An 18,983-nucleotide genomic window follows, 5' to 3' on the forward strand; every position below is an offset into this window, starting at 1 on the left:
AGAACTCCCTCGAACGCGGAATCGGCATCATGCTAAGAGCAGGGCCCTAACGCCCTTCCCAACGTCTGCCTAGAGCCGCAGGTGGAGGGCCTTAGTCGGGGGCTGTCGAGATGCCCAGCGTGGACAGGAAGGCCGCGGCGGCGGGAGAGGGGCGGAAGCGGCTCCAGATGAGGTGCTCCACGCGGGCCGGAGCGTCGCTGAGACGGATGCTGGGCAGCCCGGGGAGCCCGGCGGCGAAGGCGGCCGGCAGCATGCCGATGGCCAGGCCCTGACGGATCAGGCCGGCCATGAAGTCGGGGGCGGTGACTTCGAAGGCGACCTCGCGCCGGACTCCGGCCGCCGCGAACGCGTCGTCCGACTGGGCCCGCGCGGCGGTGCCCGCGGGGAAGTCGACGAACGGCTCGTCCGCCAGCCGGCGGAGGTTCACGTGTTCCTGGGCGACCAGTGGGTGGTCGGGCGCCACGACGGCGACGAGGTGGCCGCGCGCCAGCTCGCGGCCGTGGACGCCCTTGGGCTGTACGCCCAGGGGCAGCCCCAGGAAGGCGGTGTCCAGGGAGCCCTGCCGTACCCGCTCGGTCAGCTCCTCGCTGGCGCCCGAGCGGAGGCTGATCCGTACCTGCGGGTGCCGCAGCCGGAACTGTTTCAGCGCGGTCGGGAGATCGACCGCCGTGACGGTGGGGATGGCGCCGATGGCGAGCCGGCCGCGGATCTCCCCGGCGGCGGCCGCCACCTCGGCGCGGGCCCGGTCGGCGGCGTCCAGCGCCTGGCGGGCCGCGGGGAGGAACGCCTCGCCCGCGGGGGTGAGCCGGACGCGGCGGCTGGTGCGGTCGAACAGCTTGGCGCCGAGCTCACGTTCCAGGCGGGCGATCTGGTGGCTGAGCGCGGACTGGACGACCAGGCACTGCTCGGCGGCGCGGGTGAAGTTGCTCGTCTCCGCGACGGCGACGACGTAACGCATCTGCTGGAGCTCCATGGATCAATCGTGATCCACGATCGGTTCGATGACAAACATGTGTTGGACTCATTGATCCTCTGTCCCCGAGGCTGAGGACATGACGGCGATGCAACCTCACACGAACGGCGGCGTGCCGCGCGGGCTGCTCCTGCTCATGTCGGTGGCGACCGGGCTGGCCGTCGCGGGCAACTATTTCGCGCAGCCGCTCCTCGACCTGATCGGCCGGGAGCTGGGGGTCGGGCCGTCGTCGGCGGCGCTGGTCGTGACGGCCGCGCAGGTCGGGTACGCGGTGGGGCTGCTCCTGCTGGTGCCGCTCGGCGATCTGCTGGAGCGGCGGCGGCTGGCGGTGTCGCTCTACGCGGCGACCGCGGTGTTCCTGCTGGTGTCCGCCGTCGCCCCGAACGGCACGGTGCTCCTGGTCAGTACGGCTTTGACCGGGCTGACCTCGGTCGGAGCGCAGGTGGTGGTGCCGCTCGCGGCGACGCTGGCGGACCCGGCCGAACGCGGCCGGGTGATCGGCACGGTGATGACCGGACTGATGCTCGGCCTGCTGCTGGCGCGTACCGCCTCCGGAACGCTGTCGGAGCTGGGCGGCTGGCGGACCGTCTACTGGGTGACCGCTGCCCTGATGGCGCTCATGGCCGTGCTGCTGCGGATCTTCCTGCCCCGGCTCGGCGGCGACGGCGACGGTCGCCGCCTGTCCTACCCCGGGCTGCTGCGCTCGACGCTGGCGATGTTCCGGTACGAGCCGCTGCTGCGGTGGCGGGCCGCCATCGGCGCGCTGAGCCTCGCCTCGTTCAGCGTGCTGTGGACGGCGCTGACCTTCCTGCTGGTGCGCTCGCCGTACGACTGGTCGGAGTCGGCTGTCGGTCTGTTCGGCCTGGTCGGCGCCGTGGGCGCGCTGACCGCCACGGTGGCGGGGCGGCTGGCCGACCGCGGACGCGTCCAGGCGGTGACCGGCGCCGGGACGGTCCTGCTGGTGGTGTCCTGGCCGGCGCTCGCCGCCGGGGCGGACTCGCTGATCTGGCTGCTCGTCGGCGTGATCGTGGTGGATCTGGCGCACCAGGCGGTGCTCAACAGCAGTCAGAACGTCCTTTACGCCCTCCGCCCCGAAGCCCGTAACCGGATCAACTCCGCCTTTCTGACCGCCTTCTTCGCCGGGGGCGCGGCGGGCTCCGCGCTGGCCTCGGTCGTCTGGGCGTACGGCGGGTGGGCCGGGGTGTGCCTTCTGGGCGCCGTCCTCTCGGCCGGGACCGTCGCGCTCTGGATCCTGGAGCGCGTCACCGTCAACCGGGCGGCGGCGAAGCCCCCGAAGATCTCGGTCCATCAAGGCGATGACCCTGCGCCGGCCCCCTCGGCCAACTGATCCATGTGCGCACCCATAAGGAGAACGATCGTGTCCCGAACAGTGCTGATCACCGGAGCCACCGGAACCGTCTCCAACGCGTTGATGAACGCGCTGGACGGGACCGATGTGGTCCTTCGTGCCCTCGTCCGTGACGAGGCCAGAGCTGACGGCCCGCGTGAGCGGAACGCCGAGGTCTTCATCGGTGACCTCGATGACGCCCGGTCGCTGCCGCCCGCCTTCGCGGGCGTACAGGACCTGTGGCTGCTCACCCCGAACGGTCCGCGCGCTCCGGAGCACAGCATGAACGCCATGTGGGCCGCGCGTCAGGCCGGGGTGGAGCGTGTCGTGCGCCTGTCCGTCGTCGGCGCGGCGCACGACGCGCCGAACCGCAGCGGCAGGCTGCACGCGCTGTCCGACCACGAGACCGTACGGTCCGGCATGCGCTGGACGATCCTGCGTCCCCACTGGTTCATGCAGAACCTGCTCAACGAGGCGGGCGACATCGCCGCCTCCGGCACGTTCGCCACGAACATGGCCTCGGCGCGGATCGGGATGATCGACGTACGGGACATCGCCGAGTGCGCCGCCCAGGTGCTCCTCGACGGCCCGGATCGACACCATGGCGAGACCTACACGCTCACCGGCCCGCGCTCGCTGACGTTCGACGAGGTCGCGGGCCAGATGAGTCTCGCACTCGGCAGGTCCGTCGCATACCTGCCGGTCAGCGACGACGCCAAGCGCGAGACCCTGCTCGGGTACGGCGTTCCGGCCTGGATCGTCGACATGCTGGAGGAGTACGCGCGGGCGTACGTCTCCGGTTGGGGCGATTTCACCACCGACACGGTCGCCGGCCTCCTCGGCCGCCCCGCGCGCGACCTGACCGATTTCGCCCGCGACCACGCGACCGCGTTCACCGCCACCGGCTGACCACCGGAACCGTCACGATCGCCGCGAGCCGGCGCGGGCGTCCCGGATGGGGACGCCCGCGCCGGCTGCCTTTCCGGGTCAGAAGTCGTCGGCGGTGCGGATCCGGTCGCGGATCCAGACGCCGGCCTCCTTGAGGCGGCTCGTCCCGGCGAACGAGCCGTTCGGGCAGGTTCCGGTGGTGAAGACGGCGCCCGTGCGGAAGTCGTCGGAGAAGTTCCAGTTCACCCAGCTGATCTTCTTCTGGGCCAGCAGATCGAGGTACTGCTGCGACCTGGCGAAGTTGTTGGCTCCGTCGCCGGACGAGGTCTGGGTGCCGAACTCGGTCACGAAGATCGGCAGCCGGTCGGCTGCGCGGGACAGCGTGTTCAGGTAATCGGTGCCGTGCGTGGCCGCGTAGAAGTGGAACGTGTACATGATGTTGGCCGCGTTGACCGGGTTGTTGACGATCTCGGTCTCGTCGCCGCCGCCGGAGACGCCGAGCGACGACCAGGCGCGGGTGCCGACCAGGATCGGGGCGTCGGGGTCGTGCTGCCGGATCACCGGGATGAGCTGGTGCGCGTAGTCGCGGATGACGGACCAGGTGACGGCGTCGCCGTTCGGCTCGTTGGCGATCTCGTACAGGACGTTCCGCTTGCCGTTGTGCCGCTGGGCGATCTCGGTGAAGAACGTCCTGGCCCGGCCGAGGTTGTACATCGGGTCACCCGGGTCGAGCATGTGCCAGTCCACGATCGCGTACATCCCGCGGGCGGTGGCCATCTCGATCAGGGAGTGCACCCGGTCGGTGAACCGCCGGGGGTCCGTCTCGTACCCGCCCTCCTGGATGTACATCGAGATGCGCAGGACGTCGGCCTTCCAGTCGGTCGCCAGCGCGTCGAGTGACCCGTTGTTGAGGCACTGGTCGTACCACTGGATGCCGTGGCTGCTCATGCCGCGCAGCTGGATCTGCTTGCCGTTCTCGTTGCAGAGCTTGATGCCGCACACCCGCAACTGGCCGTTGGCCTCGACCGGGGTGCCGCCGCCCCCGCCGCCCGTGGGAGCGCCGTAGACCTCCATCTCCCACAGGGAGTAGCCGTACGGGGTGCCGCGTTGCGTGCCGTGCACCCGCACGTAGCGGCCCGTGCCGGTGACCGTGAGGTCGTCGGTCGCTCCGTCGCCGGCGGTGGTGGAGTAGACGTCGCTCCAGGTGGATCCGTCGGGCGAGGTCTGCACCCGGTACGCCGTGGCGTGGGCGACCTCCCAGGTCAACCGCACGCGGGAGACGGTGTGCGTGGAGCCGAGGTCCACCCGGATCCACTGCGGGTCCACTCCTTCGGCGCTGGCCCACCGCGTGGACGTGCTGCCGTCCACCGCCTTGCCCGGCTCCAGGCCGGCGGCCTCGACCGAGGAGGCCGTCACGGTCTTGCCCTGGGACACCAGTGAGTCGGCCGCCGCCTGCCCCGCCTCTACCGCGCTCGCGCCGGACGGCACCACCAGGGGCACCACCAGCGCGGCCACGACCGCGAAGATCCTCGCACCTGCACTTCGCCTCACGAACGACTCCGATCCTTCGGGGGGACGATCAAGGGCGGCGGCCCGGGACCGCTCGCTTGACCCGGTTAGGAAAGTTTCTTAACTTGCGGCGCAGCCTAAATTGACGGCGAACCTTACACAAGACCCAAAAGGGGGCTTACTGCTTGCTCGGGCGGCCGTACTCCGATCACGGCCCGTGTGCCGTTGCCCGAGCACTCACCGATGAGTTTTCGCGCCGCCGCCGGTCCTCATCATCATGACTACCTTCGCCCTCATTCACGGCGCCGGCGGGAGCGCCTACGACTGGCACCTGCTCGAAGCCGAGCTCCGCGGCCGTGGGCATGACACGGTCGCGGTGGACCTGCCCATGTCCGACCCGCGGGCGGGACTGTGGGACTACGCGGACGCCGTCGTCCAGGCGGCGGGCGAGCGCGAGGACCTCGTCGTGGTGGCTCATTCCTGGGGCGGCTTCGTCGGCCCGCTCGTCTGCGCGCGTACCCGGGCCACCGCGCTCGTGCTGCTGACCGCCATGATCCCGACTCCTGGCGAGGCGCCGGACGACTGGTGGGAACGCAGCGGCCGGCCCTCCTCCGGCATCGAGGACGACTACGAGCTCTACCTGCACGACGTCCCGCGCGAGCTGGCCGAGCGGGTGCTGGCCCACGACGGCGCGCTCGCCGAGAACATGAGCATGGAACGGGCGGGTCACGAGCCCTGGCCGCTGGCCGCCTGGCCGGACGTCCCGACGAGCTACCTGCTCTGTCGCGACGACCGCTGCTTCACCCCTGACTTCGTACGCCGCCATGCGAAGGAGCGACTCGGCATCGTTCCGGACGAGATGCCCGGCAGCCACATGGCGATGCTGTCACGCCCGGCCGAGCTGGCCGACTATCTGGTCCGGAGCGTGGCCAGGCCCGCGCGGGCGAAGTCGAGCACGCGGTCGACCAGGGCGAGCAGTTCTTCGGTGGAGGTCGAGCGGTGATGGGCCTCGTGGGTCATGTAGAGCTCGCGTAGGCCGCCCACCACGGTGTAGGCGGTCAGGCGCGGGGCCAGCGCGTCGGACGGCAGGCCCAGGTCCTTGCCGATGGCGGCGGCGATCAGCTGCTCCAACTCGTAGTAGCTCGCGCGGGCGCGGCCACGGAGGTCCTCGTCCTCGGCGATCAGCCTGGCGCGCTTGGTGCGCAGGGACCACGTCTCGCCCGGCCTCCGGCCCCGCTGGGCGTCGCGTTCGTCGAGGGCGTGCATCGTGTCGCGCATCCACTCGCCGAAGGCGTCGAGAGCGGCGCCGGACCGGGTGTCGAGGCGGGCGGCCAGCGCCTCAGGGGTGAACGGGTCGTCGGCGAACAGCAACTCTTCCTTGGTGGGGAAGTGCAGGGTGACGGTCCGTGTCGCGACGTCGGCGTGCTCGGCGATCGCCGCAATCGTGGTCTTGCGGTAGCCGTGTGACGTGAACAGCTCCAGCGCCGCGGTCTGGACCCGTTCGCGCGTCTGCCGCTTCTTCCGATCTCGCCGACCCTCCATGCGGCAAGAGTACCACCCATGAAATAAATACATTCCGTACTACTGTTATGGTGGCAGGTATCGACGGGAGAGAGATGAAGACGATGTCCAAGACGGTGTCCAAGACGGTGTCCAAGACGTGGTTCATCACCGGCACATCGAAGGGGTTCGGCCGCGAGTGGGCGGAGGCCGCGCTCGATCGGGGCGACCGGGTCGCCGCCACCGCGCGCGACCTCGACCACCTGCGTCCCCTCATCGAGAAGTACGGCGACGCCGTGCTCCCCCTGCGGCTCGACGTCACCGACCGCGCGGCCGTGTTCGCCACCGTGCGCCAGGCGGCCGAGCACTTCGGCACGCTGGACGTGGTGGTCAACAACGCGGGGTACGGTCACTTCGGCATGGTCGAGGAGCTGACCGAGGCCGAGATCCGCGCCCAGCTGGAGGCCAACTTCTTCGGCACGCTGTGGGTGACGCAGGCGGTCCTGCCCGTGCTGCGCGCGCAGGGCCACGGCCGGATCATCCAGGTCACCAGCGAGGGCGGCGTCCGGGCCTACCCTGGCATCGGCGCCTACCATGCCTCCAAGTGGGCGGTGGAAGGGCTGTCGGAGTCGCTGCGCAAGGAGGTCGCAACCTTCGGCATCGACGTGATCTGCCTGGAGCCGGGCCCGTACACGACCGACTTCGGGGGCGGCAGCCTCCGCGCCAGCGCCGAACACCCCGACTACGCCGGGGTCCGCGCGGCCACCGAGATCGAGTGGGAGCTGGGCGACCCGAAGGCGACGCGCGGGCCGATCCTGCAGCTGGCCGACACCGACGACCCACCGGCACGGATCTTCTTCGGCAAGTCGTACGAGCCGGTCGCGGCCGAGCACGAGGAACGGCTCGCCACCTGGCGGAAATGGCAGCCGGTCTCGCTTGCCGCGTTCCGCTGATCGGGTCCTCGAAAATTCGCCGGAAAAAGTCCCGGCGGGATGTCGAGAACCCGCGCCTTGCTTCGTCCCCGGGGTGAACACGGCCACAATGGCCGTACCGCACCGAGGAGAAGACGATGGCCAAGTACCTGTTGCTCAAGCACTACCGGGGCGCGCCGGCGGCGGTCAACGACGTGCCGATGGACCGGTGGACGCCGGAGGAGGTTTCGGCTCATGTCCAGTACATGCAGGACTTCGCCGACCGGCTTGAGGCCACCGGCGAGTTCGTCGACGGTCAGGCGCTCTCCCCGGAGGGCACGTTCGTCCGCTACGACGGCGAGGGGCGGCCGCCGATCACCGACGGCCCGTTCGCGGAGACCAAGGACCTGATCGCCGGCTGGATGGTGATCGACGTCGAGACCTACGAGCGGGCGCTCGAACTGGCCGGCGAGCTGTCCGCGGCGCCCGGTGCGGGCGGGAAGCCGATCCACGAGTGGCTCGAGGTGCGCCCGTTCCTGACCGCGCACCCGACCATCACGGAGTGACACGGTGGACGAGGCCCTCCTGCGAGCCCTCACCCCCACCGTGATCAGCATCCTCGTCCGTCGCGGCGCCGACTTCGCGGCGGCCGAGGATGCCGTACAGGAAGCCCTGATCGAGGCCGTGCGCGGGTGGCCGGACCACCCGCCGCGGGACCCCCAGGGCTGGCTGGTCACGGTGGCCTGGCGCAAGTTCCTCGACGCCGCCCGCGCCGACGCCTCCCGGCGGCATCGCGAGGTGCGCGTCGAAGGCGAGCCCCTGCCCGGTCCGGGCGAGACGGTGGACGACACGCTCCAGCTGTACTTCCTGTGCGCGCACCCGTCCCTGACACCGGCGTCGGCCGTCGCGCTCACGCTGCGCGCGGTCGGCGGCCTGACCACACGGCAGATCGCGCAGGCGTACCTCGTGCCGGAGGCGACCATGGCCCAGCGGATCAGCAGGGCCAAGCGGACCGTCTCGGGCGTCCGGTTCGACCAGCCCGGTGACGTCGCCACGGTGCTGCGCGTGCTCTACCTGGTCTTCAACGAGGGCTACTCCGGCGACGTCGACCTCGCCGGCGAGGCGATCCGGCTCACTCGCCGGCTGGCGGCCGAGATCGACCATGAGGAGGTCGCGGGCCTGCTCGCGCTCATGCTGCTGCACCACGCGCGGCGTCCGGCACGGATGGGCCCCGGCGGCCGGCTCGTGCCCCTGGCCGAGCAGGACCGCGGCCTGTGGGACACCCGCATGATCGCCGAGGGCGTGGACGTGCTCCAGGCGGCCCTCGCCCGCGACCGCCTGGGCGAGTTCCAGGCCCATGCCGCCATCGCCGCGCTCCACGCCGACGCCCAGACGGCCGAGGAGACCGACTGGGTGCAGATCGTCGAGTGGTACGACGAGCTGGTGCGCCTCACCGGCAGCCCGGTGGCCCGCCTCAACCGGGCCGTCGCGGTCGGCGAGGCCGACGGCCCGCGAGCCGGCCTGGCCGCCCTGGCGGAGCTCGACCCGGCTCTGCCCCGCCACACCGCCGTCGCGGCGTACCTGCACGAGCGCGATGGCGACCTGGCGACCGCGGCCCGGCTCTACGCCGAAGCCGCCCGATCGGCCCCCAGCCTCGCCGAATGCGAGCATCTCATGCGACAGGCCGCACGACTCAACGCGCGACCGCGCGGTTGAGCCGAAGCGGGCGAAGACGCCCCCCGCCGCGCCTTCCCCTGCCCAGAGGTACGCCTGGTCGCCCAGGGTCCCCCGGCTCCCGGAACCGGGAGAGACGCCATGTCAGGACTGCACCCACAGGTGATAGAGGCCGGGTGAGGTCCAGTTGGTCGGGATGACGGTCTCGCAGTAGTACGAGCTCCAGGCGTGGTTGACCTGCCCTTGGTTGCCGAACCATTGGCACTGGTCGGGCCAGCCGTAGCTGGCCTGCTTGACGTAGGCGGTGGAGGTGGCCAGGGCGGGGGAAGCGACCGTGGACGCGGCGACGAGGGCGGCCGCGGTCAGGGCGAGCGCAGCGGAGAGGCGCATTTTCATACAAGAAAGTTAACTAACGATTTAGGCGCGGGCAATGCCCCCTTCCTGCGCTCCGGTCAGCGAATGCGGCGTCCCGTCTCGGCGCAGGAGTAGCCACCCAGCGCCTCCACCTCGGCCCGGAAGTCCGGTCGCTCCAGGAGTGCCCACAGCGGGGCCAGCGACTCCTCCGACAGCGCGCCGGTACGCATCACCAGGTCGTACGGCTCCTGGGCCACCGGGACGAAGTCGAGACCGAAGGCCCGGGCGGCGGCGAGAATCCCCAGGCCGGTGTCCGCGCGCCCCGCGGCCACCGCCGCCGCCACCGCCAGGTGGGTGTGCTCCTCGCGGGAGTAACCGGCTATCTCGCTCGGGTCGATGCCGAGGCCGGCCAGTTCGTGGTCCAGCAGGGCCCGCGTGCCGGCGCCGCGCTGCCGGTTCACGTAGCGCAGGTCGGGCCTGGTCAGGTCCTTGATGCCGGCCAGGTCGAGCGGGTTGCCGGGAGCGACGAGCAGCCCCTGGTCGCGGTGGACCAGCCGGACCACCGCGATGTCGGCGTCCGCGCCCAGCAGCCTGTCCACGTACGGCAGCGTGTACTCGCCGGTGGCCGGGTCCAGCAGGTGCGAGCCGGCCAGGTGGCACAGGCCGTCGCGCAGCGCCACGAGGCCGCCCAGCGAGCCGACGTTCGAGGACGCCAGGGTGATCAGCGGGTCCGCCGCGCGCAGGGCGGAGGCCGCGAGGTCGAGCACCAGGTCGTGCGAGCCGATCGCGACGATGGTCCGGCCGATCTCGGACAGGCCGCGCAGCAGCTCGACCCGGACCTCCTCCCCGGCGTGGTGGCCCTCCACCCCGGAGGGCACGACGAGCAGGCCGTCGGCGCGGACGAGTGAGGTGAGCACGCCGGCGCCCCGTGGCAGCGGGGTGGCGACGAGCCGGTCCTCCACCCGCCCGAGGCGCACCCGTACCCAGTCGTCCATGCCGATGGCGGACGGCAGCTTCCTGGCCAGGTGCGCGGTGGCCGACGGGCGTTCGCGTGGCGCGGCGCCCTCCAGCTCGGCGAGCATCGGCGCGGCGAAGATGTCGAAGGTCAGCGCCGCCGACACCGGGTAGCCGGGAACGCCGATCACGGGCGTCGCCGCGACCGCGCCGAGGACGACGGGATGGCCGGGGCGCACGGCGACGCCGTGGACCGCGACGACGCCGGCCTCGGCGACCACACGGGCGGTGTAGTCGTCCCGCCCCGCGCTGGAGCCCGCGATGAGCAGGACGAGATCGGCGTCGCGGGTGGCCTCGCGGAGCGTCGCGGCGATGGCCTCGGGGTCGTCGGGAACGATCTCGGTGACGCGGGCCTCGCACCCGGCCTCCCGGGCCTGGGCGGCCAGCATCATCGAGTTCGTGTCGAGGATGTCGCCGGGGGCGAGCTCCGCGCCGATCGGGCGGATCTCGTCGCCGGTCGGCACGATCACCACGCGCGGCGCGCGGCGGACGCCGAGCTCGGCCGCTCCCGCCGCGGCGCAGGCGGCGACGTCGACGGGGCGCAGCCGGTGGCCTTCCGGGAGCAGCAGCTCGCCGGCGCTGATGTCCTCCCCGATGGAGCGAACGTGCTGGTAGGGCGGTACGGCGGCGCGGAGCTCGGCCTCCCCGTCGGGGGTGCGGTGCACGTGCTCACGCATGACCACGGCGTCGTATCCGTCGGGCAGCGGGTCGCCGGTGTCGACGACGTCGAAGTCGCCTGCGGCGAGGAGCACCGGGCTGGTCTCGGCCGCGCCGACGGTGTCGGCGGCCCGTACGGCGATGCCGTCCATGGCGGCGGAGTCGAAGGCGGGCGAGGACCGCAGCGCCCACACCGGCTCGGCCGTCACCCGCCCCACGGCGGCGGCCACCGGTACCCGGACCGGGCCGACCCGGGCGGGGCACCCTGCCGCGGCACGTGCCTCGCGCCAGACGGCGAGGGCCTGCGCCGCGGGGACGTCGGAGACGAAGGGACTTTCTGCGCTCATCGGTACAGGACGACCTCTACCTCGGTGCCCGCGTCCAGCCCGGTGGCCGGTTCGGGCACGATCACGTATCCGTCGGCGCGGGTCAGCACCGACAGCAGCGCCGACGGGCCGAAGAGCGGCTCCGCCACGCCGTCCCGGACCCGGACCTGGACCACGTCGAGCCGGCCGGCCGCCGAGGCCAGGTCACGCGACAGCCGCGCGCGGGTGCCCGGCTGCGGTGGCGGGGCCTCGCACCCGGCGAGGCGCCACAGCAACGGTACCCCGACCTGCCCGAACACCACCAACGCGGACAGCGGGTTGCCCGGCAGCCCGATGAGCGGGATCCCGGAGCACTCCGCCAGCAGCGTGGGCTTGCCCGGCTTGATGGCGATCCCGTGGCACCAGACCTCGCCGATGGCGGCGACCGCGCCCGCCGTCTCGTCCCTCGCGCCGACCGACGAGCCCGCCGACACGACCACCAGGTCGGACTCGGCCAGGACCGCGGTCAGCCGGTCCTTGAGCGCGCCCGGCTCGTCCGGGACGATGCCGGCGATCACCGGCTCGCCGCCCGCGTCGGCGACCAGCCCCGCCAGCGCGGAGGCGGTGGCGTCGCGCACCTGCCCGGGGGCGAGCTCCACGGTGCCGGGTGGCACCACCTCGTCTCCGGTGGAGATGATCGCCACTCGGGGGCGGCGGTGCACGGCGACCGTGGTCACCCCGGCGGCGGCGAGGAAGCCCAGGTCGGGGGCGCGCAACGGCCGACCGCCGGGTGCCAGGACGCCGCCGCCGGCCACGTCCTCGTCGGCGCGGACGAGGCCGCCGCCCGGTGCGACGGGCCGGGTCACCTCGATCGTGCCCGGCATCGTCTCCGCGGTGTACTCGACCATGACCACCGCGTCGGCGCCGGCCGGAAGCACTCCTCCGGTCGGCATCGCGACGCATCCGCCGGCCCGGACCGCCACGGTGGGCTCGGCGCCCATCCGCACCGCGCCGAGCAGGTCGAGGTAGGACGGCAGCCCGTCGGAGGCGCCGTAGGTGTCCATCGCCCGGACCGCGAAGCCGTCCACGGTGGACCGGGCGAAGCCGGGCAGGGCGGCGGGTGCCGTGATGTCCGCGGCGGGCACCCGGTGCAGCGCCGCGGACAACGGGACGCGCTCCACCGGCGTGCGACGCGCGGGCCGGAATCCGGACCGGACCTCGGCGAGGGTACGGGCGGTGAAGAACTCCTTGCCGGTCAACGGTCCGGTTGCTCCGTCGAGCCTTCGGGCCGGGGCTGCGGACGCGCTGCCGCGGCGCCCTTGTTCAGCCCGAGCACGGACACCACCGGGCCCAGGGCGACCTGCCCGAGCCCGCAGATCGACGTCTTGCGCATGGTCTCCTCCAACTGCAGGATCCGGCCCCGCTGCGCGTCATCGAGGGTGGCGGACCCCGAGTCCAGTGCGCCGCGCAGCACGTCGTGGGCCTTGGTGGAGCCGACCCGGCAGGGCACGCACTTGCCGCACGACTCGTTGCGGAAGAAGCGCAGCACGTTCGTCGAGGCGGCCAGCAGGTCGGTGCCCTCGGCGAGCACCACCAGGGCGCCGGAGCCGAGCATGGTCCCGGCCTCGGCGAGCGTCCCGAAGTCCAGCGCCAGGTCCAGCTTGTCGGGGCCGATGAAGTTGGAGGACGCGCCGCCCGGCTGCACGGCGCCGACCTGGGCGCCGCCGAGCACGCCGCCGGCGATGTCGATCAGGGCGCGCACCGTGGTGCCCATCGGCACGCAGTACACGCCGGGGTTCTCCACGTGCCCGGACACGGCGAAGAACTTCCAGCCGACGGAGTCGCCCTCGCCCTGCTCGGCCCACCAGTCGGCGCCGCGCTGCAGGATCACCGGCACGTCGGCGAAGGTCTCCACCGAGTTGATCAACGTGGGGCGGCCGTGCAGCCCGTAGTTGCCCGGGAAGGGCGGCTTGTTGCGCGGCTCGCCGCGGTGGCCCTCCATGCACTCCAGCAGCGCGGTCTCCTCGCCGAGGATGTAGCCGCCGGGCGAGACGAAGATGTCGAGATCCAGGCGGCGGCCGCTGCCGCAGGCGTTCTCGCCGATCAGGCCGGCCTCGCGCAGTGCCGCGATCTCCGCGCGCAGCACCCGCTCCTCGGGACCGTACTCGTGCCTGATGAAGATCCAGCCCTGCTCGGCCCCGACCACGGCCATACCGAGCAGAAGGCCCTCGATCACCAGGTGCGGCTGGTCGGTGAGGATCTGACGGTCCTTGAACGTGCCCGGCTCGGACTCGTCGGCGTTGCAGATCGCGTATTTGACGCTGCCCGGCTCGGCGGAGGCGACCAGGCCCCACTTCCTGCCCGTGGGGAACCCCGCGCCGCCCATGCCCCGCAGCCCGGAGGCTTCCAGCGTGGCCACCACGCTCTCCGCGCTCAGCTCGCCGGCCAGCAGCGCGCGCAGGCTCGCGTACCGGGTGGAGACGTCCGAACCGGCCGGGTACGGGTCGTTCGGCCACGGCTCGGCGCGGGGCGTCACCGTCGCCTCGCCGAGCTCCTCCTCCCGCGCGGCGACCACGAGCGCGTCGACGTCGGCGACCGGCGCGGGGTGCTCGTTGACGGCCAGCGCCGGGGCGGCGTCGCAGCGGCCCAGGCAGGACACCTCGACGAGCTCGATCTCGGTGTCGTCGCCGTAACGGTCGCGTACCTCGGCGATCCGGTCGTCGGCGGAGCGCAGCCAGCACGACAGGTCGTGGCAGACGTTGACGGCCACCTTGGCGGGCGGAGTCGTACGGAAGTGCGGGTAGAACGAGACGAGGCCCTCGATCTCGTAGAGCGGCCGCCGCATGGTGCGGGCCAGCTCCTCAAGATCCTCGCGCGGCAACCAGCCCAGCCGCGCCTGGATGGCGTTGAGCGCCGGGATCAGCGACGGCCCGGGGAACTTCCCGGCTCGTGCCTCCACACCGGGCACCCGGGGACGTCCCAGCTCGAAACTCAGAGTCATTTAGACACTTCCCATGCTGCTGAGGGGCTCCGCGTCTGCCACGCCCAACGCCTCGACCTGAATCGCGCAGAACTTGAACTCGGGGATCTTGCCGTAGGGGTCGATCTCGTCGATCGTCAGCAGGTTCGCCGCCGCCTCCCGGAAATGGAACGGGATGAAGCAGTTGCCCAGCTGCTCGCGGTGGGAGATGCGTACCTGCAGCTCGATGTGCCCGCGCCGGGACCGCACCCGGGCCTTCTGGCCGTGCGACAGCCCACGCTCGGCGGCGTCCTTGGGGTGCATGTACACCTCGGCGATCGGCGAGATGGTGTCCAGCGCGAACGATCGCCGGGTCATCGACCCGGTGTGCCAGTGTTCGAGCAGCCGCCCGGTGTTGAGCACGAGCGGGTACTCCGCGTCCGGCAGCTCCTTGGCCGGCAGCCACTGCGCGGGGACCAGGTGGGCGAGTCCGTCGTCGGTGTTGAACCGCTCGTCGAACAGCACCACCGTCCCGTCGGAGTGCTCGGGGTCGTCGTTGGGGTAGAGCTTCCCGCTCAGCCCGAGGTTGTCGTGACGCAGGTTCGCGTACGAGGGCATGAGCGCGACCATCTCGTCGAACACCTCGCTGGGCGAGGAGTACGACCAGTCCAGTCCGATCCGCTGGGCGAGATCCTGGATGATCTCCCAGTCCACCCGGGCCTGGCCCGGCGGGTCCATCACCTTGCGGCCCAGCTGCACGCGGCGGTCGGTGTTGGTGTAGCTCCCGTCCTTCTCCAGGTAGGACGACGCCGGCAGGATGACGTCGGCGAACTCCGCGGTCTCGGTCAGGAAGATGTCCTGCACCACCAGGAAGTCCAGCTGCGACAGCGCCTTGCGCACCTTGTTGATGTTGGGGTCGGACAGGAACGGGTTCTCGCCCAGCATGTACATGCCGCGCACGCCGCCGGGCTTGAGCACCGAGCCGATGATCTCGGTGACGGTGAGCCCGCGGTTGGGGTCGAGCTCCGTGCCCCAGGCCTCCTCGAACCGCCGGCGGGTGCCGTCCAGGTCGACGCCCTGGTAGTCGGGATAGAACATGGGGACCAGCCCGGCGTCGGAGGCGCCCTGGACGTTGTTCTGCCCGCGCAGCGGGTGCAGACCGGTCCCCGGCCTGCCCACGTTGCCGGTGATCGAGCAGAGCGCGATCAGGCAGCGGGCGTTGTCGGTGCCGGTGGTGTGCTGGGAGATGCCCATGCCCCAGTAGATGACGCCGGCATCGGCCTCGCCCCAGACCCGCGCGACCTCCCGGATCAGGTCCGCGTCGACGCCGGTGATCTGCGCTGCGCGCTCCGGTGGGTATTCGTTGACCGTGCGGACCAGTTCCTCGAAGTTGGACACCCTGGCCTTGATGAACTCCAGGTCGATCAGGTTGAGCCGGATCACCTCGTGCATGATCGCGTTGTAGAACGCCACGTCGGTGCCGGGCTTGACCTGGCAGTGATAGTCGGCGTGCTCGGACACGGTGCTGGCGCGCGGGTCGACATAGATGATCTTCGTGCCGCGCCGGCGGGCCTGCTTGAAGAAGGAGCTGGCGACGGGGTGGTTCGCCGTCGGGTTCGACCCGGTGATGATCACGACGTCGGCGTTGGCGACGTCGCCGTACGTGGTCGACACCGCGCCGGAGCCGACGCCCTCGAACAGCGCGGTCACCGACGAGGCGTGGCAGAGCCGGGTGCAGTGGTCGACGTTGTTGGTGCCGAAGCCGGCCCGGATCAGCTTCTGGAAGAGGTACGCCTCCTCGTTGGAGCACTTCGCGGAGCCGAACCCCGCGATGGCGCCGGCGCCCTGCTCCGCGTGGATCTCCTTGAGCCGCCGGGCGACGAGGTCGAGCGCCTCCTCCCAGGTGGCCTCGCGGAAGTGCGGCAGCACCTCGTCGTAGTCGACCAGGCCGCCGGGCTTGCGCCGGCCGTCCTTGCCGTTCTTGCTCAGCTTGGCGCTGCGGCCACCGGCGCCACCAGCGCCGCGGTCGCCGCGCACATCAGCCGACAGCGGGCCCTTGGGGTAGGACGACTCGACCCGGATCAGGGGCACGGTCAGGCGCTGCGGCGACGCCGCGTAGTCCCAGCCGTACCGCCCCTTGACGCACAGCCGGCTCTGCGAGCCCGGCTGGTCGCGGCCTTCCGCGTACGCGATCGCGCCGCGCGACCGGTCGACGTAGTAGGTGAGAGCACAGCCGACGCCGCAGTACGGACACACGCTGTCGACCGCGTCCAGCTCCTCACGGGGCCGGATGGGGATGTCGTTGATCGCCTTGTTGGTCAGGGCGCCGGTGGGACAGGCCTGCACGCACTCACCGCAGGTCACGCAGGAGCTGGCGCCCATCGGGTCGTCAAGGTCGAAGGCGATCTTGGTCGAGTAGCCCTTGCCCGAGCGGCCGATGACGTCGTTGCCCTGGATGTCGTCACACGCGCGGACGCAGCGGTCGCAGAGGATGCACGCGTCGTGGTCGACCGCGATCACCGGGTTGGAGATGTCCAGGCCCCGGCCCGAGCCGCACGGCAGGTCGGTCGTCTCCTTGGCCACGTCGAACCGATCGGCGAGGTCGAGGAGCAGGTTGTCGCCGGTGGTCGTCTGTTTCGGATCCTCGGCGCGCGGTGGCTGGTCGGAGATCAGCAGCTCGGTCAGGGTGGCCCGGTTACGCTCCAGCTCGGGGGTGCTGGTCTTGACCTGCATGCCTTCCTCGCAGGGGCGCACGCACGCGGCGGCGAAGGCCCGCCCGCCCGTGTCCACCACGCACATGCGGCAGACCCCGACGGGGTCGTAACGCTCGTTGTGACACAACACCGGAATGTCTACATCTACTAGTTTCGCGGCATCGTAAATGCTGGTGCCGTCCGGGACGGTAACAGCACGCCCATCGATCTCGACAGTCACAGTCCGTACGGCCGTCTCCGGCTCGCCGAGCATCGTCATCTCAACCTCGTCAGTCGAGCAGTGAAGTAGCATACAGAATACGGCATACAGTATTGCACTGCAATTTGTCCCTTTTGCAAGACCTGGCCGTCACCCTTCCACCGCATGGCGCTCTACGCGTCGAGCAGCAGACCGGCGAGGTCCGCCGCAGTGACGCGCCCTTCCTCGTCCAGTCCGCGCACGACGTAGTAACCGGCGATCATCGACTGCAGGCGGCCCGCGTCCAGTGACGCGCTACGGCCGGAGCCGAGCTCCAGCGGCGTTTCCAGCATCCGGGCCGGCAGCGTGTCGTCGGCCGCGGTGGCGCCCTCGCGCATGTTGAACGCGCGCTTGGCCTGGACGATCCGCCGGGCGGTGTCCCGCAGCTCGGCGGCGTCCAGCTGCCATCCGGTGACCAGCGTGAGCAGCTTGGCCCACTCGGTGAAGGGGTCGTCGAAGACGCCGCGCAGGAACTTGCAGAGGATCATCGAGTCCATGACCGCGGCGCGGTCCTCGGTGTCGACCGCGGCGGCGACATGGGCCGCGCCGCCGGCCAGCCGGTCGAGCTCACCCGACAGATCGGCCTCGTAGGCGCCGGACCGGTTGTGGTCGGCTCCCCTGGCGTTCACCGCGAGCCCGAGCGCCATCGCCTGCAGGCTGCGCGGCTCGTAACCGGGCAGCTCCAGCCCCTTGACCTGCGGCGCGAAGTCGATCGAGGCGTGCCCGACCACGCCGGCGGCCCGGCGGGAGCCCTGCGCGAGCAACTCCCCCAGGCCCGGCGACCGCTCCCCGATCGCGTCCAGTGCCCGTAACAGCGCCGCACCGTCGCCGAACCGCAGCCACGGCTCGTCGAGCAGGCCGCGTTCGACGCACTCCATCGCCCACGCGATGGTGCCGCCCGCCGAGATGGTGTCGATGCCCAGCTCGTCACAGCGCGCGCTGGCGGCGAACACCTCGTCCGGGTCGGACACGCCGCACAGCGGGCCGAGCGCGAAGACGTTCTCGTACTCCATCCGCTGGCTGCCGCCGCCCTTGCGCGAGTAGATGTGCTCGCAGCCGATGGAGCACGACGCGCAGCTGTTGCGCGCCACCCCGCGCAGCTCGTGCAGCTCCTCGGCGGCCAGCCGGGGCGCGCCCTCGAAGGTCGCCGCGGTGAAGTTGCGGGTGGGCAGGGTGCTGACGGCGTTGAAGGCCAGCAGGTTGGCCAGCGTGCCCAGCTCCCGGTATTTCGCGGTGGCCGGGCCGAAACTGCGCCGGCGCAGGTCCCGGGCGGCGGCGAGGACCCCGGGCTGGTCCGCGACCGACACCTTCGTCGCCGCCCTGACCAGCACGGCCTTGATGTTCTTGGCGCCCATCGTCGCGCCCAGGCCGCCCCGGCCGGCGTGGCGGCCGTCATGGCTGATGGTCGCGTAGCTGACCTGGCGCTCGCCTGCCGGGCCGATGGCCGCGGTCCGCCAGGTGCGGCCGAACCGCTCCTTCGCCGCGGTCTCCGCCTCGGCCGCGCTCAGCCCGGCGAGCTCGGGAGCCGGTTCGAGACGTACGCCGTCGCCGTCGATCAGCAGCACCGAGAGCTCGTCGGCACGGCCGCGGATCACGATCGCGTCATGCCCGGTCAGCTTGCCGGCGATGGCGAACTGGCTGGAGGCGAGGGCGTCGGTCAGCAGTCCGGTCAGCGGCGACTTGGCCACCACCGCGAACTTCGCGCTGGTCGTCAACGGGGTGCCGACCAGCGAGGAGAAGACGAAGGCCAGCGGCGCCTCCGGAGCCAGTGGATCGACCCCGGGGGGCGCCAGCCGGTGCATCAACCACGTGCCGAGGCCCACTCCGCCCAGGTAGGACCGCAACACCTGCTCGTTCAGCTCGTAGGGGGCGCTGCTCGCCTGCTTGCCGACGACCTCTACGAGGAGCGCGCGTCCGAAGAATCCACCAGGCACCATGT

The 18,983-nt window shown here is 71.6% G+C and carries 15 protein-coding genes; 6 read left to right on the forward strand and 9 right to left on the reverse strand.

Features of this window, described 5'->3' with window-relative positions:
• Positions 1-91: 91 nt before the first annotated feature.
• The gene (locus tag ACIBQX_RS33025) at positions 92-973 is read right to left on the reverse strand and encodes a LysR family transcriptional regulator (protein ID WP_397011455.1); all 882 of its coding nucleotides are present in this window, start codon (positions 971-973) and stop codon (positions 92-94) included.
• Between the two features lie 88 nt (positions 974-1,061).
• Here ACIBQX_RS33025 and ACIBQX_RS33030 point away from each other — a divergent pair, with 88 nt between their 5' ends.
• Together ACIBQX_RS33030 and ACIBQX_RS33035 are read left to right on the forward strand one after the other, a co-directional pair.
• Entirely contained in the window at positions 1,062-2,321 is a 1,260-nt protein-coding gene (locus ACIBQX_RS33030; protein ID WP_397011456.1) for an MFS transporter, read from the forward strand.
• 30 nt (positions 2,322-2,351) lie between these two features.
• Positions 2,352-3,230, forward strand: coding sequence for an SDR family oxidoreductase (locus ACIBQX_RS33035; RefSeq protein WP_397011458.1), 879 nt, complete (start codon positions 2,352-2,354; stop codon positions 3,228-3,230).
• A gap of 78 nt (positions 3,231-3,308) precedes the next feature.
• Here the strand turns inward: ACIBQX_RS33035 and ACIBQX_RS33040 are convergent, their stop codons facing one another.
• Positions 3,309-4,760: a cellulase family glycosylhydrolase gene (locus ACIBQX_RS33040; RefSeq protein ID WP_397011460.1), complete on the reverse strand. Its 1,452-nt coding sequence runs from the start codon at positions 4,758-4,760 to the stop codon at positions 3,309-3,311.
• Between the two features lie 235 nt (positions 4,761-4,995).
• On the opposite strand from ACIBQX_RS33040, the gene ACIBQX_RS33045 reads away from it, so the two are divergent.
• Positions 4,996-5,721 (forward strand): alpha/beta fold hydrolase, encoded by a 726-nt coding sequence (locus ACIBQX_RS33045; protein WP_397011462.1) that lies wholly within the window; start codon positions 4,996-4,998, stop codon positions 5,719-5,721.
• Here ACIBQX_RS33045 and ACIBQX_RS33050 read toward each other — a convergent pair.
• On the reverse strand, positions 5,628-6,260 hold the full coding sequence (locus ACIBQX_RS33050; protein ID WP_397011464.1) for a TetR/AcrR family transcriptional regulator: 633 nt from the start codon (positions 6,258-6,260) through the stop codon (positions 5,628-5,630). The genes ACIBQX_RS33045 and ACIBQX_RS33050 overlap by 94 nt on opposite strands.
• A gap of 83 nt (positions 6,261-6,343) precedes the next feature.
• On the opposite strand from ACIBQX_RS33050, the gene ACIBQX_RS33055 reads away from it, so the two are divergent.
• The 3 genes from ACIBQX_RS33055 to ACIBQX_RS33065 all read left to right on the forward strand — a co-directional run bounded on the left by ACIBQX_RS33055 (position 6,344) and on the right by ACIBQX_RS33065 (position 8,845).
• Positions 6,344-7,171: an SDR family NAD(P)-dependent oxidoreductase gene (locus ACIBQX_RS33055; protein WP_397011466.1), complete on the forward strand. Its 828-nt coding sequence runs from the start codon at positions 6,344-6,346 to the stop codon at positions 7,169-7,171.
• A gap of 116 nt (positions 7,172-7,287) precedes the next feature.
• Entirely contained in the window at positions 7,288-7,695 is a 408-nt protein-coding gene (locus ACIBQX_RS33060; RefSeq protein WP_397011468.1) for a YciI family protein, read from the forward strand.
• Positions 7,696-7,699: 4 nt separating this feature from the next.
• Positions 7,700-8,845, forward strand: a complete 1,146-nt coding sequence (locus ACIBQX_RS33065; RefSeq protein WP_397011470.1) for an RNA polymerase sigma factor — start codon at positions 7,700-7,702, stop codon at positions 8,843-8,845.
• A gap of 102 nt (positions 8,846-8,947) precedes the next feature.
• Here the strand turns inward: ACIBQX_RS33065 and ACIBQX_RS33070 are convergent, their stop codons facing one another.
• The 6 genes from ACIBQX_RS33070 to ACIBQX_RS33095 form a co-directional block, all read right to left on the reverse strand.
• A complete protein-coding gene (locus ACIBQX_RS33070; protein WP_397011472.1) occupies positions 8,948-9,199 on the reverse strand; it encodes a hypothetical protein in 252 nt (83 codons plus the stop codon).
• 56 nt (positions 9,200-9,255) lie between these two features.
• Positions 9,256-11,175, reverse strand: coding sequence for a molybdopterin biosynthesis protein (locus ACIBQX_RS33075; RefSeq protein ID WP_397011474.1), 1,920 nt, complete (start codon positions 11,173-11,175; stop codon positions 9,256-9,258).
• Positions 11,172-12,392 (reverse strand): gephyrin-like molybdotransferase Glp, encoded by a 1,221-nt coding sequence (gene glp, locus ACIBQX_RS33080; protein WP_397011476.1) that lies wholly within the window; start codon positions 12,390-12,392, stop codon positions 11,172-11,174. The genes ACIBQX_RS33075 and glp overlap by 4 nt, the downstream gene beginning before the upstream one ends.
• Complete coding sequence (locus ACIBQX_RS33085) at positions 12,389-14,134, reverse strand: NAD(P)H-dependent oxidoreductase subunit E (protein WP_397011478.1); 1,746 nt, start codon at positions 14,132-14,134, stop codon at positions 12,389-12,391. Before ACIBQX_RS33085 ends, glp begins: the two co-directional genes overlap by 4 nt.
• The gene (fdhF, locus tag ACIBQX_RS33090; RefSeq protein WP_397011480.1) at positions 14,135-17,098 is read right to left on the reverse strand and encodes a formate dehydrogenase subunit alpha; all 2,964 of its coding nucleotides are present in this window, start codon (positions 17,096-17,098) and stop codon (positions 14,135-14,137) included.
• A gap of 80 nt (positions 17,099-17,178) precedes the next feature.
• The gene (locus ACIBQX_RS33095; RefSeq protein WP_397011482.1) at positions 17,179-18,981 is read right to left on the reverse strand and encodes an aldehyde ferredoxin oxidoreductase family protein; all 1,803 of its coding nucleotides are present in this window, start codon (positions 18,979-18,981) and stop codon (positions 17,179-17,181) included.
• Positions 18,982-18,983: the final 2 nt, after the last annotated feature.

Origin of the sequence: Nonomuraea sp. NPDC049714 (genome assembly GCF_044465295.1) — a bacterium.
GTDB lineage: Bacteria > Actinomycetota > Actinomycetes > Streptosporangiales > Streptosporangiaceae > Nonomuraea.